The organism is Lysinibacillus sp. FSL H8-0500 (assembly GCF_038051955.1).
In the GTDB taxonomy this organism is placed as follows: Bacteria; Bacillota; Bacilli; order Bacillales_A; family Planococcaceae; genus Lysinibacillus; species Lysinibacillus macroides.
On the sequence record NZ_CP150292.1, the window covers coordinates 2,330,453 to 2,354,927 of the forward strand.

Genomic DNA, 24,475 nt, shown 5'->3' on the forward strand with positions numbered 1-24,475 from the left:
CATTTTTTTATCATTTTCCGACAGAAGACGCCCACTTTAAGGAACGTGAAGAGGATAGTCCTGTGAGTAAGTGGGAGATGAATGTCGATAGGCGTTATATCATTATGCCACTCTTCAGTATTTCTCTTATTTTATAGTGGTTATAATCGAACTTTTTATTTCAATTACTAAAAAGAAAAAAACAGCTATTTGAGGAAGTAATTAGTTTTAAGGAACTTAACTAAAAAACAGGTGTTAAAACACAATTAGCACCTGTTTTTTTATCGTATTATAGTTCATTAATAATATTGTCAATATATTGCTCATCTATAGGTCCATACACTTCATGAACAATCTCTCCATTTGCGCTTAGAAATATTGTAGTGGGTATTGTAAAACCACCGAATCGCTTTCGGATATCTCCAGTTTCATCCATTAAAATGGGTAAATCCCATCCTTTTTTAGTAGCGTATTTAGTTACGGTATCTATACTTGCTTCGGTATCAGTTGCATTGACTGTGACAATCTGTACATCTTTTTTTGTTTCATAATAATTTTGTAAGTGTGGCATTTCCTCATTACAAGGTCCACACCAGGTAGCCCAAAATACAAGGACTACTGGTTTGCCTAGATAATTGTATAATGTTGTTTGTTCACCTGAAATATTTGGCAATTCAAAATTTTGTACTGCCCTATCTGAAAGTTTGATATGTGTTGTGTTAACTGTACTATCTATTATTTCTTTAGAAGTTTCTGTTTTATCTGAAGCTAAATAGTTAATAAAGACAATACCAATTAAAATTAAAATACCACTTGCTGAAAGCCAATTCTTCAAGGCATTTCCTCCCCTAGATACAATTTCAACCATAGAGATTCTAAAAATTCTTCGGAATATTGTCTTTTTAAACTCGAAATATTACCAGAAGCAAGAATTTTACCTTTATGAATAAAAATTACTTCATCTGCAATTTCCTCTACTGTGGATAGTAAGTGAGTAGAATATAGGATCAATTGGCCTTTATTTCTTTCCTCCTTTAAAATTGTTTTCACTCGGTTAATCCAATAGGGATCTAGGCCGTTTGTAGGTTCATCTAAAATATAAACATCACATTCACCTAGCAAACTTTGTGCAAAATTTAAACGTTGTTTCATTCCTTTTGAAAGCTCACTGACAAAGCTATTTTTATGCTCAAATAGATCGACTAGCGTTAAAATGTCATCTTGACCTCTACTAGTAATCCCTTTTAATTTTCCTAAAAGCTCAATAATTTCACCCACTTTTAATGTAGGTGGAAAATTTAAATCATCAGGCATATATCGAACTCTTCCTTTAGGAATACCCGTTATAGTTCCACTCTCTATTGGTAATTGCCCCATAATTAATTTCATTAGCGTACTTTTTCCAGCACCATTCTCCCCCACTAAAGCTACAATTTTCCCACTTGTAAGTTGATAAGTAACTGGACCAATTTGTTGTCCTTTACGATATGTAATCACAACCTCTTGTAGCTCTATCATCTATAGCTCTCCTTACGTTTCAACTTAAAATAAGCAAGACAAAGAGGAATAAACCACCATAATATTGTTATACCTATTATCAAGCCAATCCCTAGACTAGTTTCGTAAAACTGTGATAAATAATAAAACGACTTCCCTAAAATACCTGTTTGTTCGATTTGAATTAAATAGACATATCGGAGCCACTCAATAATATTTATATGAACATGTGTATAGATTATTTTTTCATAGACATGTTTTGGAATAATGGTTCCAATTGCCATTACTACATAATTACTTAATAATGTAAAAACTGCCCATAGCCCTAGACTAAAACCTAATGCCTGTAATCGATGTATGGAAAAAGCGCCAATCATTACACTTATAGCACTAAAAACAACGATAATAACAGTCGTTAATACAAGAAATTGAGTATCTATATGAACGCCACCAAAGAAAGAACCTACAATTAAAATAACTGCCTCTGTAGTTGCTAAAGCAAATAAAAAAATGGATACTAATGCAACATATTTTGCCCCTAAGTAATGCGCGATACTAACAGGATATGATCGTATTAATTGATACCAACCTGATTCTATATCAGCAGCTATACTCATTGCTCCTATTGTTAAAATAAATAAAGGAAACAAAAAAAGTAATAAATTTAAGAGAGAGGCTTGAAAGCGATCGAATCCACCTGCATCCGTGTTTAACTGTTGCAACATCAAAATAGCAACAAATAATACAATAAAAATACTAAGCAACATGTAAATCCACTTACTCCGGAAAAGCTGTTTTATTTCCGATTTAATCAATGTTCATGCACACCCCAATTAAATGACGTTACTAATTCTTCGTATCCGAGAGGCTTACCCGCACCATTTTCTTGCTCATAAATTGCTACGTCTCCAATCGATGCAAAGGCAAGTACACCATAATTCATGGGTGTCCAATAATCCTCATTATATAAATAAGCTGCCGTTTTCACATCTATCCATTCTTGCTTATCGTTTGATTTGATATAAGCTGCTGCTACTTCTTGCTCTGGACTTTTCAAATATTCAATTAAACAACCTAGATCATCAAACACTAAATAATCATTATTCTTGAAAATCACTTGCCCTGCATAATCAGGATGCGTAATACCCATGTTACAAACAATACAAATATCCGTCTCTGGATCAATATCTCGAGGTTCTATGGTCTTCTCCGAACACCCCATCAAAAAAAGTCCAATTACTACTAATAAAATGATCTTTTTCATTTCAATTTCCTCCAACTAAAAACTAGTACAATCAGTAATGCAACGCCAATGCTAAAATGTTTCCCTTTAAATGATAATTGCCAAGGTTGCCCCCTATGAACAATAGGTTTCTCATCTATTAAATAATTTGGTTTTGATAGTTTATTATCCATTTTTTCTAATAATCCAGTGGCTGTATTTCCAATAAAATATTGATAATATTCATTTTTTAATACCCATTTACCAAATGTAGAAGTTGCAATGTAAACACTATCACCATAGCCATCTTCGTCGAAATCATCCCCTTCGTAATCATCATAAACATTCCCTATAAGTGTTATTCCTTCAGAACCACTTGAAGCAACTAGCACATTTCCATAAAGTTGATTGTTTGTAACAAGGACACCTTTGGGCTGAATGTTTTTTAGTACTAACAAATTACTAGCGAATATATTGCTAGACATATCCACCGTATCTGCCTGTTGTAACTGAACTGCAATAGAATTTTCACGAATGATATTGTTGATTATATTTACTTTAGAAGTTTGATAAAGTGTTATTCCAGAACTATTTAGAGCATTTTGATGTTTAATTGTGTTCTTTTCTATATCTACATTCTTTGCCATCATGGACATCACACCCGTTATATGATGGGCGTAGTTATTTTGAAACAATTTCATATCGCTACCATACATGATATGAGTACCGTAACGTCCATACGTAATCGTATTTTTTTCAATTGTAACTTGCCTGCTATTCTCTAAGTAAATTCCGTCTTGTGTTTGAGTAATACTATTATTTTTAACATGAATACCTTTTGAGTTATAAAGAGAAATACCGTGACTTTTTTCTGAATAATGTCCGGATTTACCGATAATGTCTACTTCAGCAATTTCACTATTTTCTACACCATCGAAGTAAATAGGAAATCTTTTTGTTTGAAAAGAACTTTGAGTTATTTTGATGTTTTCAACTTTCTTTGCTACAACCCCTTGCTCTCCAAGAAATTGAATGCCACTAACCTCTACATCATCAGCTTTTATTTCTAATTTTCCAGTGAATTTAACCCCCTTGTTTCCGTATATTTTAATGGGTTTTTTTATTAATAAATTTTCTGAATACTGCCCTGGTTCTAGCTCTAAAACCTCCCCCGACGAGAGACTATCGATCTGCTGTTGTACGCTCTGAGCATATGCAGGTGTTGAAAATCCAACTATGCAGAAAAAAAGGGCAAGTAAACTGCCCTTTTTCATATTAGTGACTATGTGTTTCTTCAGTTCCATGCTGATCCCCACTCTGTTGTTCCTGGTCTCCTTTTTCTTGCATCATTTTTTCACGACGTTCTTTTGCTGCTTGTTTAACTACGTCTAATGCTTCAACTTTTGCTGTTGGATTTTCTGTAATATACGTTTTTGCATCTTCTTCATAGGCAAAGAATATATACCCCCAGTTCATAGGAGATTTCATATCCGTTTTAACAACTGTAGCTTCCTCAACATCTATCCAATTTAATGTAATATAATCTCGCACAAATTTTTCATTCGTTTGGTTTTGAACTAACTCCGCATTTAATAAACAGCCAATGTCGTCATAAAATGCAATCGTACCATCTGGTTTGACTGATTGTGCAGAAAAAACACCAAGCTCATGATCCTTTGTATAGACTTTCATATTACAAATTTCACAAACAGTATCCTCTGCTGGCTCTTGTAGACGATCATCGATTTCCCACTCCGCAGTAGATGCTAAATATGTAACTTCGTTTTTTGGCTGTTCTGATACAACCTCTTCTTGTTTTTGTTCTGATACTAATTCCTTATTTGTTCCTGTTGTACTCTCTTCATTACAAGCATATAGTGCTAATACAAACGGGACAGCTAGAAGAATTTTCTTCATCTCTTTACCTCCACAGTTATTTTTTTACTTAACATCTTTACTTTACTAATAATCTGTGAAAGAAGTTAGAAATATAAATGACAATAATATTTACAATCTGTGAAATAAATTTGAGTTTTTTTGATTGAAGGAAATGAAAACTTCCAACAGGAGTAAATTGTTAATTTATTTCGTGTCAATTTATACATTTTCGTAATTTTTCTTACGTTAGCTTCCAGAACCATAAGTGTTTACGCTCAGGATACTCTTTGTGCTCGCGGCACAGCAATACACTTTTGATGTGTAGGCTTTTATTAGTGTAAATCTAATACAATTGGGTCAATTTGTTTTTTTATCATTACAGTAGACGGTACTAATTTTAAATTAGTTGGGATTTGTTCGAAATTCTCAAATTGCAATTTATAAACAGTACGATTATTAATGTAATCTAAGGAGGCAGAATTAAAATCAATCAAACGATTATCAATCTCCATTCTCCAAGCAGATGGCAGCACCTCTGGCTCACCCTCTGTAGATATTGCTAAATGAAGTGTTTGTTGTTTGATTTCTAAAGAATCAATTGTATAAGTAACGTTATTAAATTGAAATGGCTGTAAGTGTGCTGTATTTACCTCCGTCTCAAATAAATCGAACACAAATGCTTCCATTTGAAGCACTTCAAACGTAGCGGGGTTAGTATATTTTGGGACGAATGTCGTGTAAATCATTTCGCCCAATATATCTGTGCCGTCACCACTAACTGAAGAATTTGAAATCATTGGTTGTTCTTCGTCTATACGTTTAGTAGTTAAAATTAATTGTCCTGCTTTATCTCGAATTGCAAATCGAACGTTTGATTTTACACCACCGAAAAAGTCATCCTGTGCTTCATCAAGTTTAGGTAAAAATTTTCTGCTCATAATGTTTTACAATATATGCAAAATGATGACTTTCACCATTCTTTATTCGTGTAATGACTTCATCCATCTCCATTTGTTTCACCTCCCTACTACTATAACGAAAAAATTTTCATTTCCTCTCAAATTTTCCCTATATTTTTGTAGAATTTGAGTTTAGCTATTTATTGATCGATAAACAAAACAATATGTCCACTCTCAAATGATTGAGGTTGCTGAAAAAATACTGCTGTTGTATATGGTCAAGTCAAATCACTTTTGGAGAGTGCTTGTCTGGTCATTCTTGATCTAAATTTTGGATGAATGTCTAATTATTAAATATCCTCTAATGGCTAGTCTAATAAATAAAAACAGATATTCAAAAAGTCTCTTCTTTTGAATATCTGTTTTTATTGCAAAGTGTATTTGGCATTTAACTCATGTATCAAACGGCAGTATGTTAAATCATTGATACTTATAAAAATACATATGCATATTGTCGCTTGACATGGAGCCTCTATGAGCATGAATTCTTGCGAAGAGCGAAAGAGGAACCTTTCGCAAGGCAATTAGCCTATCATGCTCACCTTTCCATGTAAAGCGTTTGTATGCAAATAATATACTGCCACATCATACATTTTTTAAATGCCAGCAACATTGCAAAGGAATCGCAGGACAGTGTGGCTTTTGAGGAGTTCTTAGTGGATACAATATATATGTATTTGGCTTAATCTTTTCATTAAAGATCTTCCTTTGGAAAAATTCCCTTGCTATTAATGTAAGTAGTATAGGGAAACAGTCAAATTAGATACTGTACTTCCATAAACGAGCAAGTATTAAAATGATTAATTCCTATTGTATCCAAACGCCCTACTCTGTAATACTTCCTTCCAATACGCTTCACGTTGTAAAATAATCTTGTCATCAATTTTAGCATTGTAATTTTCTAATATGGCGTATTGGAAATGTTGTTTAACATAATCGATTCCTTTATCTTCTACTAGTTGTTTTAGTGCGTGATTACCGCCATGCCCGTTTTGAACATAGCTTGACCATCTATCAAGTAACATCCCTCTATTACTAGTAGCAGAGCCGATGTAAAGCTTGCCATTGAACTTATCAGTTATAACATAGACTGCCTTTTGATTTTCTAAAGCAGCGACCCAATCACGTTTCCCACGCGTTATAATAGTATGTAATTGCTGATACGATAATTTTACTTTGTCATAACCAGGAAAATCATCACCTTCAAAAATTGACGGTAAAATCTGTTGCACAACTAATTGGTAATGAATATCTTTAAAATAGCGGCCTTGTGTCATAAACGTTTTATGAAATTTCACGATAATCCTTCCATAATATTGACTATATTGCGGTAATTCTTCCCCCTCGTAATTAATGCCCTCTAAACGATTTAGCTCATTTGTTACTTTTTTAATGGTGGTAAGTAGCCATGTATCAGGCGAGAGTTTTAGGAAACAAATTGCAATTTGACCAACAGAAAAATAACGTGTCTTATTGCGCCAAAATAGCCATTGATTATTAATGACATCCGGATTTTCTTTATATAATTCCATCGGATCATTGTGGCCGTCCCTTTGATTGAACTTTATTTTTACATTAGCAATACTATTATCATCGAATTTTAATAAATCATTTAATAATATTTCAGACATTTCCTCACTGCCTATTCATAAAATATTTTATATATTAGATTCCATTCTTCCATAAATAACTTTAGCACACCTCTCAGTAATGAGATTTCAATATGTTCCTTTTTCTTCTTCTCGTGCAACTTCGTTTTGACTATATCCATTGGCAGATAATGATAGGCGCGTTGCCAAGCTTTATAAATTTTATAGGCACTTCATAGAGTCTTCTACTGTGAATTTATAATATGGATTTCGGTTGCAACTTGAGCAGGACTTCTGTAATATGTGGTTTCATAAAAAAACCTTGAGCAATCAATGTATATAAATTATATCATTTTACACTATTTGGACGTAATAAAGAATAAGATATATATGTCAAATAAATGAATAATCTCCTTTTGAATGATCTATTGTGAGAATATTCCGATAATTAAAAATTTGTGACTAAGGTACTTATATTATGTAAAATAAAAACCATTTGGCAAGCGGAGAGCTTGAATGCATATGGACAAGAACGTTTTAGACACTCTTTAATTTATTTTCAATAACGTATTGTTAAATCTGATAACAAATCTAAAAAATCGAGAAGAAGCGTATCTAATGCTTGTTCTCGATTTTTGGTTTTAATTGAAATTCTCTAAATGAGTTTTTAAATACTGAATAAACGGATGCTCTACTATATCTGATTTGCGTGTACATATGAATAAACTTTGCTGAATATCTGCCTGCTCCACAAATACTCGAGCCAATTTGCCATTTGTTATACTTTCTAACACACTATAGGAGGGTGCTAACGTCATACCGTACCCTGCCTCTACTACTTTAATGGATTCATGTAAGCCCTGCATTTGAAGCCCTAATTTAGGTAATGGCGCATTAAACGTGTAAAATACCGACTCCAGTAAATCGAGTGTCGAGCTACCACGCCCTCGATAAATAAAATCCTCGTTCGATATTTTGGAAATGGTAACCGTTTGATTTGCTAAAGCATGTGATGGGTGAACAATAAACCAGAATGGGATATCTACTATCTTTTCAAACTGTAAATCTGTATGGCCTATTTTACTTTGAACGACAAAACCAAAATCTACTTCATAATTCAACACTTGCTCTTCCACAGATTTTACATTGCCTAACGATACAAAAAATTCAATGTGAGGGTTAGCAAGCTTATACTTTGCTATAATAGGCGGAAGAATATAATTAGTTGGGATATAGGAGGAAGCCATATGTATTTTGTCTTCCTTTGCTAAAAATTTACTGAGTTTCTCATCAATTTGTGCTTCTAAATAAAATAAACGTATTCCCTGCTCGTATAAAAATCTCCCCTCAGGAGTTAATTGAATTCCACGACCTTTGCCTTCAATCAATTTTGTCCCTATTTCATTCTCTAGTTTCCGAATTTGAATGGTGACAGCAGGTTGACTAAGTAGCATACTATTTGCTGCTGCCGTAATTCCACCAAGCTTTGCGACATTCGTAAAAATCCTCAATGCATGCAAATTCATCTTATTCACACCTTTCTATTCATAAATATAATTTATGAATAAGCAATTATTATATATTTGTTTTATATATAGTTTACCAGTAATTTAAGTATAGAGGTGATTTAAATGGAAATTTTACTACAGGATTGGTTATCAGTAAAAGGATTTATGTTATTTACAATTGGTTTACTCGCGGCAGTAATCGGTGTTCTTTTTGGGGCGGCTGGCTTTATTTTGATGCCTTCTATGTTACTTGTTGGCATTCCGATTCATGCAACTGTAGCTGTTAATAAATTTGCGACAGGAATTTCATCCTTATCAAATGTCATATCATTTGTCATAAAAGGACATGTATCGTTAAAAAAATATATACCTTTAATTTTAGTTTCAAGCTTGGGTGGTGTATCTGGCGCATTTTTAGCCACTCGATTGTCGGAACAAATTATGGGGATAGTAGCTTGCATTAGCTTAATTTTCGCATTTATTACTGTACTTTTCAGTAATAAATTGATTGTAAAAGACAAGAAAGAAACACAGGAACAACCAATTAATAAGCTCATTCCGTTTGCGATTTCAATCTATGACGGTGGTTTTGGGCCAGGCTCAGCTCTTATGAATATAACTTATTTCCTAAAAAAGCACTATATTTATATAAAAGCAGTTGAGTTAGCACGAATTATCTCTTTTTCAAGTTGCACAGGAGCTTTTCTCTTTTATTACTTTACAGGCATTGTTAATTGGGGAATTGCCATCCCTGTTGCAATTGGTTCAATTATTGGCTCTTTCTTCGGTTTAAAAATCATTCCTTATATTCAAACAAAGTGGCTTCAAGTTGCATTACCAATCATTTTCTTCTTTCTAATTGTTCAGGTTGTATCGGATTTACTAAAATAAATCCACCCTGCTGGATTCTACATACTTCCAGAGCTAAATACAGGTAATTTTCAAAGGCTAGAAAAAGGATTTTCTATAAATAGCAAAGAGCATGCTTTTATTCAAACATGCTCTAATCATCTATCTTGAGTTATTATAGTTTAACCTTAACCTCAGTTCCGTCCTGAGCTTTGACATCGACTAGCACGAGTCCTTTATAATTTTGTAGTTCCTTGATAATCGGCTTTAGCATTTCTTTGTCCATGAGCGGAAAGGTAAAGTCTAGTTTTTTTCTATCGAAGTATGCCTTTGTCCACTTATTGACTTGTTGCTGAATCCTTTTGGAAGTTAAAATGGAGAGAATAATGTTTAGCACAGCATAGGGTACAGGGACGGTAAAGCCAACGTCTTTTGCTTTCACTTTTACATGCATCATTCGTCGCCTCTACTCAATGAAGACTGCAACGGAATCCCCGTTCGCCGATTTTATATCCACAATCTGTCCATCTAATTCATTTTCGATGGCTTCAAGAAGAAGGTTGATGTCGATATCTTTTACGTATTTTTCCGATTGTGGAATACTTGCTGCGATACTGTGCCCTGCCATTAGTACGGCTTTGACAAGTTTTAAGGGCAAATTCACCGTGACATTATCATTTTCAGTGGATACAACACGAACCTTTAACGTTTTATCTAAATACTTTGTTTTTTCCACAAATTTGTTTCCTGATTCTTCTTTCTCTTGTAATACTTGAATAAGTTCTGATCCTTTATCAGCATCAATTTTCCCCTCTTGAATCATGGTTAACACTTTTGTAATTTCCTCTTTCATGGTCTGTTCCTCCCTATTCGTCTTTTAAGAGCTTTATAGCTTCATCCGTTGTGATTTCGCCATTTTCTAGCATGCTTACAATTTTTTTCTCGTCTACTTCATTTTTCTTCTTTTGGGCATAGCCAAGGGATGAAATAATGTCGTTGAGCTTGCCCCGAACTGTTGGATACGAAACCCCCAGTTCCTTTTCAACCTCTTTTATGTTTCCTCGACAGGTTAAAAATACTTCCACAAATTGAAGCTGATCGTTTGATAATGATGCGAGCTTAGATAATTCAAATTCATTTTCAATCGTCGTGTGACAATGAGAACACTGTAACTTCGTAATTTTCAAAGTTTTACTGCAGACAGGGCAATTTGTGATTACTTGATAAGCCATAGTGAACTCCTTCCTTTAAGTTAAGTTGATTATATAACAAAGAATTTAAAGAAGTAAATAATAAAATTAATTTTTTAAATAAAAATATAAATAAAGTTAATTTTATAATTGATATTATTAATTTATTTCTGCATTACTTTAATAATAAAGAAAACCCCATTTTGAATTTTTCAAAATGGAGTTTCTGTTTAATTTGGTCTATCCTTCTTTTTTCTTTCTCGCGGGTGTGATGGCAAAATAGCATTGTATAATTCTTGTGAGGCGGGGTGTTGATAGGCTCCATCTTTCCCAATCTCCTCCACTAGCTGACCATACTGCATCACCAGGATGCGATCTGACATAAAACGTGTCGCTTGTAAATCATGTGAAATGAATAGTTAAGCAAGCTGTAGCTCTTTTTGCAGTGATTGTAATAGCTCTATAATCGTCCTTTGTAAAACCATATCAAAGCTACTAATAGCTTCATCTAAAACAATTAATTCAAGAGCTCTAGCGATGTTCATTCGTTGTTGCTGTCCCCCAACTGAGCTGTGAAGGGTAGCATTGAGCCATTGCCCACTCTAACTCTACGCACTCTAATCCATCATCGTTATATTCCACTAAGGATTCATAAACCATTGCTTGGGCAGTCATTTGATTCGGTAAATATGTATGAGGATTCAATGGACCGACATCTAATGGCCAGCCAATCGTTATCATTTTTTCATCTGTTTGGTTTGCTGAGGTCTTTTCCTTTTCTTCATCCTTGCTTGTACAGGCAGCAAGTAAACTGAACGTCAACACAAGTAGTAAAGGAAGTAAATACTTTGTCAATCTCATTTTCTGTCTCCTATCTTTATTCGTAGTACTGTTAAAGAAGAGAGGACATAAAAAAACCTTATTCTAAAAAAGAATAAGGACAGAAAAACTCACGATAAGCAAGTCTCCATCCATCTCCCTATCTTTCGTAGATCATCAATGAATCTTCTTACAAGCAGGCATTCTGGCTCATGAATCATCATTTTGCTTCACCTTGCCAAGTACTCACTCAGTGGCATTTGAAACAAAACTCCTCATTTACAGCTGCGGGACAGCATGGGGTTTTCACCCATTTTCCTTTTAATTGAATGAAAGACGATTTCACTCAAACTTATAATGATTGCTATGAAATTAGTAATTAACGTAACATGCTCACTTGTTCACGTCAATTTTATTTTCTGAATATAATAAATAACATAAAAAGACTAGGGATTTACCCTAGTCTTCGTTATAGGAGAGTAGATGTAGTAGTTTTAAAAAATCATTTCGTTATCTTCATGTAGATTGCTGTACGGCTTGACGCAATGTTTTAGCAGCAGCAACCATGTTCGCTAAAGCTGCAACGGTTTCTGTTTCTTTTCTCGTTTTTAAGCCGCAATCTGGATTTACCCAAAATTGATGACGATCTAGTACCTGTAAACTATCTTTCATAATCGCGAGCATTTCTTCCTCGCTTGGTACACGAGGGCTATGAATATCATAGACACCTAAGCCAATTCCTTTTTTATAGGGCTGCACTTGTAGTGAGGTAATGAGTTCCCCATGGCTTCGCGATGTTTCAATGGAAATCACATCTGCATCTAATGCACTAATCGGTTCGATGAAATCATTAAACTCGCAGTAGCACATATGTGTATGGATTTGTGTTTCATCTTTGACACTGGATGTCGCAAGCTTGAAGGAATTGACAGCCCAATCCAAGTAAGCGCCCCATTCTTCCTTTCGAAGCGGTAAACCTTCTCTTAACGCTGGCTCGTCCACTTGAATAATCGATATACCTGCGTTTTCTAGTGCTTCCACCTCTTTGCGAAGTGCTAATGCAATTTGATAAGCAACATCTTTACGGGACAAATCATCGCGCACAAAGGACCAATTTAATATCGTTACTGGCCCTGTCAGCATGCCTTTTACAAATCGCTTTGTTAGGCTTTGAGTATAGGCTGATTCCTTTACAGTAATTGGTGAAGCCCACGCAACATCTCCATAGATGATCGGAGGCTTTACACAGCGTGATCCATATGACACGACCCATGCTTTCTCTGTAAAGGCAAAGCCAGTCAGCTTTTCACCGAAATATTCGACCATGTCTGTGCGCTCAAATTCACCATGAACAAGTACATCGATATCTAGTTCCTCTTGTATTGTTACCCAGCGTTTTGTTTCCTGCTCTATAAATGCTTCATAGTCATCATTCGATAATTGTTTCTTTCGCCAAGCATTACGATTTCTTTTCACCTCATCAGATTGTGGAAAGCTACCGATTGTCGTTGTTGGGAACAGCGGTAATGCTAAGGCTTGTTGTTGAATCGCTTGGCGCTGCGTAAAATCACTGTGTCGTTCAAAATCTTGCGTTGTCACAGTTTGAACAGCTTGCTGTATCAACTTGTTTTGGCGGATTGGATGATTTTTTAGACCTTCAATCGCCTTCATACTTTCTGAAAAATTATGTTGTAAGGTACCATCTTTATCTCGTCTACATTTAGTTAGCCCTGTAATTTCAACGATTTTTTCATCCGCGAAGGCTAGCGCCTGCTTTAAAACAGGCTCAAGTTTATTTTCAAGAGAGGTTGTGATAGGTACATGCTGTAGGTTACTGGATGGTTGAATCCATAGTTCTGCCGCATGACTTAGCTGTTCAATGGCTTGAATCGTTGCGTTGACCTCTGCAAGGTTTGAACGCCAAATATCACGGCCATTTACAACCCCAATTGCCAATACTTTATCCTGCGGGAAACCAAATTGACGAAGTGACGCCATATTTCCTTTATAGCCATGAACAAAGTCTAGGCCAAATCCTTGAACAGGCAGCGTAATCAATGTTTCATAGGCACATAATGCTTCAAAATAAGTCTGTAGCACGATCTTAGCCTCTGGAACGGCAACAGCTAACTGCTCGTAAATTTCTTGCACTAGCTTTATCTCTGCTGGATCAAGAGTTGTAACAAGGGATGGCTCTTCTAGTTGAATCCAAGTGGCACCTGCATCCACTAACTCTTTTAATACCTGCATATAGAGCGGTATTAAGGCTAATAAGTATTCAACCTGTGTTAATTTGTTGTAGCCTTTCGTTAGCTTGCAAAATGTATAGGGACCAATTAATGTCGGTTTCGCAATGATTCCGAATGCTTCCTTCGCCTCTAAAAAGTCGGCTAATACTTTATTTTCTGTTAGCTGCAAGGTTTGTCCCTCATACTCTGGAACAATATAGTGATAATTGGTATTAAACCATTTTGTCATTTCACTAGCTACGGCTGTTTTGTTCCCTCTTGCTACACTATAGTAGGTATGTAAATCGACTTTACCACCTTGCCAGTTAAAGCGTTTTGGTACTAGACCAAACATCAAAGCCGTATCTAACATTCTATCGTAATACGTAAAGTCGCCAACCGTCACCATATCGATACCAAGGTGTAGCTGCTTGTCTATTCTCGATAAACGGATCTTCTTTAATTTTTCCTCAAAGTCTTCTTCAGAAATTTCATTACGCCAAAATGCCTCTAATGCTTTTTTCCATTCGCGATCTTCCCCTATATATGGGTAGCCGATGAGTGTGCTTGTATAGGTCATGTTTTAATCTCCTTTTTTAAAAAAATAAAAAGCCATTCTCCTATTTGGAAAATGGCTGCATGTTAAAATTATTAATGCTAAAACAATACGAAAAGTATCTCCTTTCGCATAAACATTATCGCACGGTGCCTATCTGGTCACTTTTCACCACCTATTTCCTCGTAGGTATTTGGTGTGTACTAGAAATTGGCAGGTCTCCTGGCTTTTCATCAACACGCCTCACAGCCTTCCCAGTTTCCCCAGTGGCATTTGTGATTTGCTCCGAATTACAGTTGCGGGACAGCGTCGGATTTGCACCGACTTCCCTTTTAAGCCAAACTCTCGTTTGGCACCAAGTCTTACACATTATTCAATTATGTTCCTACTATAACATACATTTCAGAATAGTGTAATTATTTTATACTATTTATTTTGCTAAATGTTCTAAACTAATTGGATTACTAATTTTAATAATAAAACTTTCATGAGTTTTTTACTCCCAACCCTAGCATGAAAATGTGGTGTTCTTGCCAAGAATGTTAGCAACTACAAATAGGATGTAAGACATGGTTTTTTATGATGGCTTAGACCTTGGAAATAAAACTGTTTAAGTGAATTTTGTTGGTAGTTCCTATGCATGTAGAGGATAACTACGGACAGAAAAATGCCTATCTTCAAATTCACTCACTGTTTGTGATTTTAACAGAATGGTGTGAGATCAATGGAAGTCTTTAGGAAGAATATTTTCAGGAAACCGAGACATTCCCTATCCCTACAAAGGATTTATTTCGTCTGTTAAAGTGATTATAAGACTATTGTGTAACCCATGTTGTGATGAAAAGTACAAGCGTCTACTGGAAGCCTGAGTTTTATCCCCCTGGTAATCATGAGAGTGTGGGAAAAAGAAAATGTATGCTTCCCGTTAAGGGAAATCCACATCTTAAATCAGCCATGAGGCAACCTGGGCTGTTTCAAGAGGTCGAAATCGTTGGTATTGGCCACTTGCAGCACGTAGGAGCAAGAAAAAAGCACTCGTTGCGATTTCGCATCGAATGCTTCGAATTATTTACTCCATGTTACTGCCCTATAAAGAACCACAAGTGATATAGCGTAGCCAAAGACCAAGAATTTTAAACCAAGATACTTTCTCCGCAGGTACCTTTGCTTTCTCATTGTCTTTTTCACTGTGTATAGAATAACCTAGTTCCAATAATAATATTCAAATGACAAAGGCATTCTTTATTTTCACAGAAAAAAACTGTTAAGGTCATTTATTAGTATGTGAGGAACCGATATTGGTCGAAGTTTTGAGGAATTGTTTATGCAAAATGAACAAAGGCTAAAAATTATAAAAGATAGCCCTGTGTATAGATACATTGAAATAACTAAACGCAATTAAATATGCAAAAGTTATCTTGTGAAAAATGGAGGGTTTTAAGGATTTACATTCCCTACTTTTAACCAACATAATATGGTAGAGTATAAAAGAATTTAAAATACACAATGCCTCTTTCAACTTTTCTAAAAGTCGATGGTGTCAATAAAATAGGAGTTATCTAGTAATGATGTCAAGAGAAAAATTAGAAAACAATCAAGTTTTTCTGTATGTAATTGTTTTGTTAATAGCAGCAAGTGTAGGGTTATTAGCACCCCGTATCGGTATGCAACTTGACGTTACCATTTCATTTGTTATTGCTATTTTAATGTATAGCATGTTTTCGCAAATCCCATTTACATCTTTAAAAGAATCGTTTTCTAATCGTCGTTTTATTTGGGCTCTGCTAACTGTCAACTATATGGCTGTACCTATCGTTGTATGGCTGCTAGCAAGGCTATTACCGGAACATCCCCCTTTATTGCTTGGTGTTTATTTAGTATTACTGACACCATGCATTGATTATGTGATTGTATTTACGGCACTTGGACGTGGTAATGAAAAGGCCATGCTAATCTCGACACCCATTCTCTTCATTACTCAAATGCTATTATTGCCTTTATATTTATGGTTATTTATAGGGAATGAAGCAGCGAAAATTGTTGAAGTAGCCCCTTTCCTAGAGGCATTTTTCGGGCTTATTGTCATACCATTAGTCATTGCTATTACTCTCCAACTGTTTGCTAAAAGATCACAAGTTGGGAATAAATTAATTCATCTATCTGCATGGCTCCCTGTTCCGTTTATGGCGTTAACGCTTTTTGTTGTAGTCGCATCTCAAATTGGAAAATTATCGACATCATTTGAATGGATCATAAAGGTTATCCCCATATATATCGCCTTTATGATTATGATGCCGTTTATTTCTAAATTCATTGGAAAATCGTTCAAATTGGATATTGAATCAGGTAGAGCATTGATTTTTAGCGGTTCTACTCGTAATTCGCTGGTCGTTCTTCCTCTAGCTCTATCTTTGCCAGACCATATAAATACGTTAGTCGCTGCAATTATTGTTACACAAACAATTGTAGAAATTATAGGGGAAATTATTTATATTCGCGTTGTTCCGAATTTACTTAAATAAGCTAGTCTCGAAATAATTTTTTATCTAATTTGTGGAAAGAACGACTTGCTTAAACACGCTCTTTCCTCTTATTTTATTATTTTCCGATAGAAGACCCCCACTTTAAGGAACGTGAAGGAGATAGTCCTGTGAGTAAGGGGGAGATGAATGTCGATCTAAATTGTCGTACAATTAGAATGTATGTGCTCTAATGAACCTGTACAGTTTGCTCTTTGAAAACTGAAGATAGGAGGTTGTAACAGGAAAGTTCGTCTGTTATGTAAAATCTTCAACGTTCTATCGCTCTGTCTAGCCGAAAAGCGAAAACCAAGCAGTACGCTAGACAGCGGAGTCCAATGTACAATCCTTGCAAGTTTTTCACCGTAGGGCCTACGGGTAGAGCCTGCTACTATAACTAGACGTTGGTCTGGTGTTCGCAGCAGTCCCACACTTCTATAAGTGAGGGTAGTTCAACAGTTTTGTTAGCACTTTTACTTCACCTTTTTTTCCACTAAAAAGCGCCACTTTAAACAGTGATCACCTCAATTTGTATAAACTATCTCCTTTGAATGATAAATTAATAGTACATTTATAAGTATATGAACAAATATAAGGAAGCCTTATTTTTCTCGACTATAAACAGAAACAAGGCATGCCTCTTTCCCTCGTAACTTATACTCAAAATGGTTGATAATTGAATGACTACATCATTTCATATGCTAACAAATGATGTAGCTGTAGCTATTGGACTGACGACTGCTTTAATATAGAAGAAAATGGGTGTTTTTAAGGTTGAAGAAGTGCTTATACGGGGATATATTTAAGTCAACGATTATAGAAGAAGGAGTGAAGAGAAGGTGAAAATAAAAATAATTTTATTTTTGTTTATTTGTTCTGTATGGTTAGTGGCTTGTAGCAGTAATAAAGAAACAACACAACCTATAGAAATTCGAGAATTAATTAATTTTGAAGATGAAAAACCCGACACATTACAGCTAATCTCTGATGCGAAGGATATTAACATTATAGAGGAAACATTTAAAAAAGCTAGAGAATTCGGTGAAGTGGATAACAAAATAGTTCCGCAATATAAGATCAAACTCAACGATGATGAATATTATTTATGGATAGACCATACAGTCACAGGGACAATAGCAAATGTAAATAATAGAAATATATTTTACAATATTCTAGCTACTGACGAATTTAAAGAGGCTATTAAGTATCGAGAACAAAAATAAATTACTTCTATTATGGTGTAGCAACAATCTGTCAGAAAAGACATTTCTCAAAGATGGTTGCTATTTTTAGTGTCTTTCTTAAAATCTATTAATCTCCAAGACTTCACCCAAAAGATGCCTTCATCCCGTTTCCTTATATTATATTAATAGTTTTCGATACAGTTTTGTCAGTTTAGCGATAAATATTTGTTAACAAAGAGAGTGCCCTATAACTTTATCCAAGTACTGTTCCCTGCTTGACCTCTGCCCTGCCAGAAGTGTAATGTCCTTAACATTTTTTCAGAGGTGAGTTAACCATTCTCCTCCCCATCTTCCTAATTGCCTGAGCAGCCTTGTTTTTCCTAACTTCCTATAGTAAAACAAAAAAATGGTCAACCAGAAATATTTCTGATTGACCTTACCCTATCTTTAGCGACTTCTATATAAAAGAAATCTACAGAAAAGCAAGAAGCTATTGCAATGCTTCTATATCTAAATTTATATTTTTAGCTTCTGTAATAATATTTTTAATTAATATTTCAACGGATTGATTTTTGGCTAATCTTGTACTTTGGCCAGACCATAGCGACATAAAATCTCGATTGTTTTGTGCTGAGGAAGTCTTCCTAATTTCTTGAGTTAATGTGTTTTGAACAGGATAATCTGGCAAAAATTCTTCGTGTTCGCTCATTTTTAAAATGAATTTATTTTTAATTCCTCTTGCCCATTTACCTGAAAAAGAACGAGTTAATACAGTCTGATCTTCATTAGCATGAAGAATTGCTTCTTTATGTGCCTTATGTGCTCCACTTTCAATACAAGTCAAGAAAGCCGTCCCCATCTGTACTCCCTTCGCTCCTAAGCAGAGGGAAGCCATCAACCCTCTCCCATCCATAATTCCTCCGGCGGAAATAACAGGAATGCTTACATTGTCAACAACCTGCGGTATAAGTGACATTAAGCCAACTAAACTCTCCTGATACCCATCTATAAAGGTCCCACGGTGCCCACCAGCTTCACTCCCTTGAACAACTACTATATCCATTCCTGATTTTTCATTTTCTATTGCTTCTCTCACTGTTGTAGCTGTTCCTATCAGAATAATGTTGTGTTGTTTTAACTCAGCAATTATTTCCTTAGAAGGAATACCAAATGTAAATGAACAAATAGGAACCTTTTCTTTAATTACAACCTTAACTTGTTCATTAAATGTTTCATATGCGTTATGAAATGTAGAAATTTCAAAGTTATCTTTTGGAGATAGATTCAATTGCTCACGAATGGGGCTTAAAATCTCATTAGCTAATTTCACTTCCTTCTCTGTCACTTTAAATTCGTTAGGAACAAATAGATTAATACCAAAAGAGTTTGATGTTAACTGTTTTATTTCCCTAATCTGTTCTCTTGTTTGAGTAGCGGTCAGATAGCCTGCCCCAATCATTCCTAGACCTCCAGAATTTGAAACCTCAGTCACTAATTTCGATGTTGTTATTCCACCAGCCATAGGAGCTTGTACAATTGGATATTCAATTTTCAAAAGTTCAGTCATAGTATTATCTAGCATTCATACCACCCCGTAATCTGTATTTGTTTATATTTTTAGCCGTTCTTTTCTAAAGAGAAAAATTTTTCGGCTTAGTCATTTTTGGAGCTTCCCTTTCAAATTTAATTCCATTGAAAAGCAAACCTGCACCCAGTAATATGACACTAGCTGCTCCTAGCAAAGCAAGGTTAAAATTATGAGTGAACGATGATATGACGCCAGCAAGGGTTGGTCCTATCAACTGTCCACCAGCATAAATAGCGGTTAAATTGCCGATAGTCTGACTGCTATTCGATGGATTCATTTGCCGTCCCAATGTTGTAGCAAGTGTAGTGATACCCATAAACGTAGCTCCAAACAATAAAGCACTTATGACAAAACTATTTTTTGACATCCAAAAGACTGGCATCATAATACCAAAGGATTGTAGAACCATTGCAAGCACTAAGGATTTAACATAACCCCATTTTTTAGCAAGAACAGACCAGATGAGACAGGATGGAATTGCAGCCAATCCCACCATCATCCACACGAAGGTTGCATTATTATGAAAGAATGAGGTCTTTTCAGCGATAGATACGATAAACGTTCCTGTAACAATATAGCCCAATCCTTCTAAACCGTATGCAATCGTCAGCCAAGGAATCCATTTCTTGGGAGGTACTTGAGCAAAAGCTACTTGTGTATTCTTCATTTCAACATTATTGGGAGTATCATAAAGCCAGCTCCATACGAAAAAAGCAAGGATTCCACTTATAGCAGCTAACCCTATCCAGGTCCCTTCCCATTGAAATGATTGATTTAGAATCGGGATGATTATACTTGATGAAAAGATTCCAAGCCCCACCCCTCCGTAGAACAAGCCAGACCAACTAGTTTTGTTTATAGAAGCGAGTTTATCCAGCACTATGCCAGAGGCTAAGACCAATACAAAAGCACTGGCAAACCCTGATACAAAACGAAGCATATACCAAAGTAAAGGAGAGTATGTGAGACCCATTAGCATAGTGGTTAAGATGCTGGTGATTAGATGGATTCTTAAAGAGATCGTTCTATATTTTTTCAAAGGAATGGCACCTGCTAAAATTGCTCCAAGCAAATACCCTGCATAATTACTTGAGGCTAGGTAGCCGGCGACTGCATTTGAAAAAGAGAGATCTTTTTGCATAAGTGGAAGAATGGGTGTATAAGCAAACCTTCCAATCCCCATAGCAATGATTAAAGATAAGATGCCCCCTATTAAAAAAAGAATAAAGTGCTTTCTCAAATATTCACCCCCGATTAAAATATGCTACATTTTAAGAATATCTTTTTTTGGCTATATGGTATAATACATAAAAATGATATTAGGTATCAGTTAATCAGATGGCAGAGGAGATATATCAGAGGAGGATTTCTATGGATTTACATACATTAAAAATTTTCCAGGTTGTTGCCAAGCTAGGGAGCATATCACAGGCAGCAAGGGAACTTCAATATGCACAGTCTAATATCACCATGAAAATTCAACAATTGGAAAGTGAGCTTCAAACAACCCTATTTTATAGACATAATCGTGGCACTACCTTGACAGACAAAGGAAGCACATTATTAACATACACTGAAAAAATATTTCATCTTGTAGAAGAAACAAGGAACGTGATGAATGACGATCAAATACCAAAGGGGCCATTAGTCATTGGATCTATGGAAACAACTGCCGCAGTTCGCTTACCAGCCCTTATTTCAACGTACCATAAAGAGTATCCTGACGTTGATTTTACTTTAAAAACAGGTTCGACTGAACAAAATATTCAAGGCGTTCTTCAGTATGAACTTGATGGGGCCTTTGTGGCTGGCCCAATCGAACATCCCGAACTCATTCAAAAGGAGGTAATCGAAGAGGAGCTGGTACTTATTACAGATACAATACAACCTCCTTTATCCTCCATTAAAGATATCCAAACTAGGACGCTACTTGTATTTCGTTCCGGATGCTCTTATCGGGCAAAACTTGAACAATGGTTACACCAAGAGGGCGTGATTCCCAATAAGATTATGGAATTTGGAACCCTTGATGCGATCATTGGATGTGTATCTGCGGGTCTAGGCATAAGTATGCTTCCTAATAGTGTTATTGCAAAACATATACAAGAGGGCATTCTTAGACAGCATCCCATTCCGAATGTATATGGAAAAGTCAAAACGACATTTATTTATCGAAAGGATAGATATGTACCTGCGTCTTTAATAAAATTCATAGATATGTTAGAGAATGAAGTGGAATTGTTAAAAAAACAAAAGGTCTATCCCAGCTAACATTATTGAGACAGCTAAGTGACTTAGAGGAAGAATTAGGAACGTCTTTATTCAGAGAAACCGCAAAATTATCTTAACAACAGAAGGCTTGCTTTTATTAATAAAGGCGAAAGACATTTGGAAGAAATATACATTGGGGGTGAAGCAACAGATGCAATGCGTTGTATGGAGCAAATCTAAAAAAATCATCAAGTTATTCCATTCATATAATGGCAATACCGATGATATTACAGATAAAATTAGATAATCGACTAGTAGACATTGGCATTATTATTGAACCAATAAACTGAATAACTATAAAAAACGCCCCTTTAAAAGCACAAGCGTTTTAAGGGGCGTTTAACTATTTGATTTTTACAATGATTTTGCCCTTTGCCTTTCCCGACTCCGCATAGTCCATTGCCTTTTGAGCGTCTGCAAATGAATAAACGCTGTCAATGATGGGCTTGATTTTTCCAGCTTCAATAAAATTAGCAATGATCTGTAATTGCTCTCCACTTGGCTTCATAAATAAAAACGTATATTGTGCATGATGCTTTTTTTCAAGTGCAGTCAGTTTCCTAGTAGCAATTGAAAACAACAGCGTTTTAAAAGCCCCTGAACCATACTCCTTACCAAAACGAGCATTTGGTAGCCCTGAAACAGAAACAATTTTTCCTCCATTTTTGACAACACGGAAGGATTTTTCGAGTATCTCACCTCCAAGCGTATCAAATACAGCATCATAGTCTTTCAGTATCTCTTCAAATTTTTCTGTCTTGTAATTAATAATTTTATCTGCACCAAGAGATTTTACTAAATTTGCACCAGCTTCACTGGCAGTCGTTGCAACAGTAGCGCCCATTAATTTTGCCAATTGAATAGCAAACGTACCGACACCACCAGCCCCAGCCTGAATCAAAATCTTCTGTCCTTTTTGTAATTGAAGTATGTCATGTAAGGCTTGATACGTGGTTAAACCAACCAGTGGAATGGATGCTGCTTCCTCAAAGCTTAAATTTTTAGGCTTTAGGGCGATATCATCTTCATGGATGGCGATGTATTCCGCAAAAGTACCAATTTTACTTTTTCGTGGACGTGCATATATTTCATCACCTACTTTAAAGCGAGTTACTTTTGCCCCTACCTTTGCTACGACACCAGCAAAATCATTGCCAAGAATCAGAGGCATATTATATTTAACGAGCATCTTCACTTTCCCATCACGTATTTTAAAATCAATAGGATTAATACTTGCTGCATGAATTTCTGCAAGCACCTCATACTCTCCTATTTCAGGCACAGGCATTTCTGCCAAACGCATTGGCGCTTTTCCATATTTATCAATAACCATTGCTTTCATTATTTTATACCTCCGTCATCACTAGTGTCGCATTAAAATGATTCACCTTTATTGAATAAATTAAATTTTCTGTAATTTTATTTATGCACAAAAAAATCCTTTATAATGGTTGGGCGGTAGTAAACCATCCAAATCCAAAATAAAGGACATACGCATGGATAAGTTTACACGAAAAACATCATTTGAACAATGGCTTTCGCCGATTTCCACTACACAATTAGAAGAACTGGTTGAAGCCCATCAATTAAATTACTATACAAAGAAGCTACACATCGCTTCATTTTTGAAATTACTCCTGTTTGCGCAGTTGAATGAAACAGAAAGTCTGCGTGCAGTCAGTGAGACATTGTTTTCAGATGACCTTCAAAAAGCAACAGAATTAGATTCCATCAGCTTTTCGCAATTAGGACGCCGATTAAATCAAGTGCCGACAGAGGTATTCCAACAGATATTTTTAGATTTAGTTATCCAAATTCATGAAAAGTCTCAGTATGAACAACGTCGTAAAAACACGACACCGCTGAAAATCATTGATTCGAGTACGTTACCATTGAATTTAAACAACCATAAATGGGCGGAGTTTCGCAAAACAAAATCAGGAATCAAGCTTCATTTGCGCCTTGTATACTTAGAAAAAGGCTGTTCCTATCCAGACAAAGCGGTTTTAACAAACGCGATTGAACATGATCGTGGTCAACTAGAGGTACTCGTTGATGACAAGGATTGCCTTTACGTTTTTGACCGTGGTTACTTAGATTATGAGCGATTTGACCGCATGACGGACGATGGTTATTTTTTCGTTTCGCGCTTACGAAAAAACGCGGTTATCCGTGTAATCGAGCCGTTTGAGCTGCCAGAAGATTCACTTGTTTCATCCGATGAAATGGTGATCATTGGCACAACACAAAATCGAGCAGAAAATGTCTTTCGTCTTATCAAAGTATTGGATTCAAAAGGAAACGAACTGCAGCTTATCACAAATCGTTTCGACCTAAGTGCGGATGAAATCGCTGAACTGTACAAATCACGCTGGGCAATTGAGCTGTTTTTCAAATGGCTAAAGCAGCACTTGAACATCAAAAAGTTCTACGCACAAAGCGAACAAGGCGTTCATAATCAAGTGTACATCGCGATGATTGTGTATTGTTTACATGTCCTGGCACAACTGAACACAAACAGCTCGAAAACGTACTTGAAAATCAGTCGTTTACTCAAAGCATCCCCGTGGAAATCGGCTCACTTATGGATACGAAAAATCGGTGGGAAAGTGGTCCCCTAAAGGTTTTTCCGCTTCTGT

At 35.7% G+C, this 24,475-nt stretch carries 24 protein-coding genes and 2 riboswitches; of the genes, 5 read left to right on the forward strand and 19 right to left on the reverse strand.

Features of this window, described 5'->3' with window-relative positions:
* Window positions 1-268 precede the first annotated feature (268 nt).
* The 9 genes from MHB44_RS11100 to MHB44_RS11140 all read right to left on the reverse strand — a co-directional run bounded on the left by MHB44_RS11100 (window position 269) and on the right by MHB44_RS11140 (window position 8,650).
* A complete protein-coding gene (locus tag MHB44_RS11100; protein WP_341302824.1) occupies window positions 269-814 on the reverse strand; it encodes a TlpA disulfide reductase family protein in 546 nt (181 codons plus the stop codon).
* Window positions 811-1,497, reverse strand: a complete 687-nt coding sequence (locus MHB44_RS11105) for an ABC transporter ATP-binding protein (RefSeq protein WP_341302825.1) — start codon at window positions 1,495-1,497, stop codon at window positions 811-813. The genes MHB44_RS11100 and MHB44_RS11105 overlap by 4 nt, the downstream gene beginning before the upstream one ends.
* The gene (locus tag MHB44_RS11110; RefSeq protein ID WP_341302826.1) at window positions 1,494-2,243 is read right to left on the reverse strand and encodes an ABC transporter permease subunit; all 750 of its coding nucleotides are present in this window, start codon (window positions 2,241-2,243) and stop codon (window positions 1,494-1,496) included. Before MHB44_RS11110 ends, MHB44_RS11105 begins: the two co-directional genes overlap by 4 nt.
* Window positions 2,244-2,287: 44 nt before the next feature.
* Entirely contained in the window at window positions 2,288-2,740 is a 453-nt protein-coding gene (locus MHB44_RS11115) for a nitrous oxide reductase accessory protein NosL (RefSeq protein WP_341302827.1), read from the reverse strand.
* Window positions 2,737-4,002, reverse strand: a complete 1,266-nt coding sequence (locus tag MHB44_RS11120; protein ID WP_341302828.1) for a right-handed parallel beta-helix repeat-containing protein — start codon at window positions 4,000-4,002, stop codon at window positions 2,737-2,739. Before MHB44_RS11120 ends, MHB44_RS11115 begins: the two co-directional genes overlap by 4 nt.
* Window positions 3,974-4,615, reverse strand: coding sequence for a nitrous oxide reductase accessory protein NosL (locus tag MHB44_RS11125; protein WP_341302829.1), 642 nt, complete (start codon window positions 4,613-4,615; stop codon window positions 3,974-3,976). Before MHB44_RS11125 ends, MHB44_RS11120 begins: the two co-directional genes overlap by 29 nt.
* Window positions 4,616-4,908: 293 nt before the next feature.
* Complete coding sequence (locus MHB44_RS11130) at window positions 4,909-5,514, reverse strand: hypothetical protein (protein ID WP_341302830.1); 606 nt, start codon at window positions 5,512-5,514, stop codon at window positions 4,909-4,911.
* 821 nt (window positions 5,515-6,335) lie between these two features.
* The gene (locus tag MHB44_RS11135; protein WP_341302831.1) at window positions 6,336-7,166 is read right to left on the reverse strand and encodes a GIY-YIG nuclease family protein; all 831 of its coding nucleotides are present in this window, start codon (window positions 7,164-7,166) and stop codon (window positions 6,336-6,338) included.
* A 599-nt stretch (window positions 7,167-7,765) separates the two neighbouring features.
* Window positions 7,766-8,650, reverse strand: a complete 885-nt coding sequence (locus tag MHB44_RS11140) for a LysR family transcriptional regulator (RefSeq protein WP_341302832.1) — start codon at window positions 8,648-8,650, stop codon at window positions 7,766-7,768.
* Window positions 8,651-8,755: 105 nt separating this feature from the next.
* Between MHB44_RS11140 and MHB44_RS11145 the strand changes: the two genes are divergently transcribed.
* Window positions 8,756-9,523 (forward strand): sulfite exporter TauE/SafE family protein, encoded by a 768-nt coding sequence (locus tag MHB44_RS11145; RefSeq protein WP_341302833.1) that lies wholly within the window; start codon window positions 8,756-8,758, stop codon window positions 9,521-9,523.
* Window positions 9,524-9,656: 133 nt separating this feature from the next.
* Here MHB44_RS11145 and MHB44_RS11150 read toward each other — a convergent pair whose 3' ends face one another.
* From MHB44_RS11150 to metE, 7 genes are all read right to left on the reverse strand, one after another.
* A complete protein-coding gene (locus MHB44_RS11150) occupies window positions 9,657-9,938 on the reverse strand; it encodes a hypothetical protein (protein ID WP_341302834.1) in 282 nt (93 codons plus the stop codon).
* Between the two features lie 9 nt (window positions 9,939-9,947).
* On the reverse strand, window positions 9,948-10,334 hold the full coding sequence (locus MHB44_RS11155) for a hypothetical protein (RefSeq protein WP_341302835.1): 387 nt from the start codon (window positions 10,332-10,334) through the stop codon (window positions 9,948-9,950).
* 13 nt (window positions 10,335-10,347) lie between these two features.
* Entirely contained in the window at window positions 10,348-10,713 is a 366-nt protein-coding gene (locus MHB44_RS11160) for a DUF2089 domain-containing protein (RefSeq protein WP_341302836.1), read from the reverse strand.
* Between the two features lie 188 nt (window positions 10,714-10,901).
* Complete coding sequence (locus MHB44_RS11165) at window positions 10,902-11,054, reverse strand: hypothetical protein (protein ID WP_341302837.1); 153 nt, start codon at window positions 11,052-11,054, stop codon at window positions 10,902-10,904.
* A gap of 36 nt (window positions 11,055-11,090) precedes the next feature.
* The gene (locus tag MHB44_RS11170) at window positions 11,091-11,216 is read right to left on the reverse strand and encodes a hypothetical protein (protein ID WP_341302838.1); all 126 of its coding nucleotides are present in this window, start codon (window positions 11,214-11,216) and stop codon (window positions 11,091-11,093) included.
* Window positions 11,203-11,532, reverse strand: a complete 330-nt coding sequence (locus MHB44_RS11175) for a hypothetical protein (protein WP_341302839.1) — start codon at window positions 11,530-11,532, stop codon at window positions 11,203-11,205. The genes MHB44_RS11170 and MHB44_RS11175 overlap by 14 nt, the downstream gene beginning before the upstream one ends.
* A gap of 135 nt (window positions 11,533-11,667) precedes the next feature.
* Window positions 11,668-11,861: riboswitch (cobalamin riboswitch) on the reverse strand.
* Between the two features lie 145 nt (window positions 11,862-12,006).
* On the reverse strand, window positions 12,007-14,298 hold the full coding sequence (metE, locus tag MHB44_RS11180) for a 5-methyltetrahydropteroyltriglutamate--homocysteine S-methyltransferase (protein WP_341302840.1): 2,292 nt from the start codon (window positions 14,296-14,298) through the stop codon (window positions 12,007-12,009).
* A 170-nt stretch (window positions 14,299-14,468) separates the two neighbouring features.
* A riboswitch (cobalamin riboswitch) is annotated at window positions 14,469-14,649 on the reverse strand.
* A gap of 1,190 nt (window positions 14,650-15,839) precedes the next feature.
* On the opposite strand from metE, the gene MHB44_RS11185 reads away from it, so the two are divergent.
* Window positions 15,840-16,796 carry a bile acid:sodium symporter gene (locus tag MHB44_RS11185; RefSeq protein WP_341302841.1) on the forward strand — a complete coding sequence of 319 codons (957 nt, stop codon included), beginning with the start codon at window positions 15,840-15,842 and terminating at the stop codon, window positions 16,794-16,796.
* A gap of 836 nt (window positions 16,797-17,632) precedes the next feature.
* Window positions 17,633-18,016 (forward strand): hypothetical protein, encoded by a 384-nt coding sequence (locus MHB44_RS11190; RefSeq protein WP_341302842.1) that lies wholly within the window; start codon window positions 17,633-17,635, stop codon window positions 18,014-18,016.
* Between the two features lie 451 nt (window positions 18,017-18,467).
* Here the strand turns inward: MHB44_RS11190 and MHB44_RS11195 are convergent, their stop codons facing one another.
* A complete protein-coding gene (locus tag MHB44_RS11195; protein WP_341302843.1) occupies window positions 18,468-19,559 on the reverse strand; it encodes a nitronate monooxygenase in 1,092 nt (363 codons plus the stop codon).
* Window positions 19,560-19,608: 49 nt separating this feature from the next.
* Entirely contained in the window at window positions 19,609-20,805 is a 1,197-nt protein-coding gene (locus tag MHB44_RS11200; RefSeq protein ID WP_341302844.1) for a YbfB/YjiJ family MFS transporter, read from the reverse strand.
* Window positions 20,806-20,936: 131 nt separating this feature from the next.
* Between MHB44_RS11200 and MHB44_RS11205 the strand changes: the two genes are divergently transcribed.
* Window positions 20,937-21,836 carry a LysR family transcriptional regulator gene (locus MHB44_RS11205; protein ID WP_341302845.1) on the forward strand — a complete coding sequence of 300 codons (900 nt, stop codon included), beginning with the start codon at window positions 20,937-20,939 and terminating at the stop codon, window positions 21,834-21,836.
* Between the two features lie 343 nt (window positions 21,837-22,179).
* On the opposite strand, the gene MHB44_RS11210 is transcribed toward MHB44_RS11205, so the two are convergent.
* Window positions 22,180-23,178 carry an NADP-dependent oxidoreductase gene (locus tag MHB44_RS11210; protein WP_341302846.1) on the reverse strand — a complete coding sequence of 333 codons (999 nt, stop codon included), beginning with the start codon at window positions 23,176-23,178 and terminating at the stop codon, window positions 22,180-22,182.
* A 154-nt stretch (window positions 23,179-23,332) separates the two neighbouring features.
* Between MHB44_RS11210 and MHB44_RS11215 the strand changes: the two genes are divergently transcribed.
* Window positions 23,333-24,457: an IS4 family transposase gene (locus MHB44_RS11215; protein WP_053994495.1), complete on the forward strand. Its 1,125-nt coding sequence runs from the start codon at window positions 23,333-23,335 to the stop codon at window positions 24,455-24,457.
* Window positions 24,458-24,475: the final 18 nt, after the last annotated feature.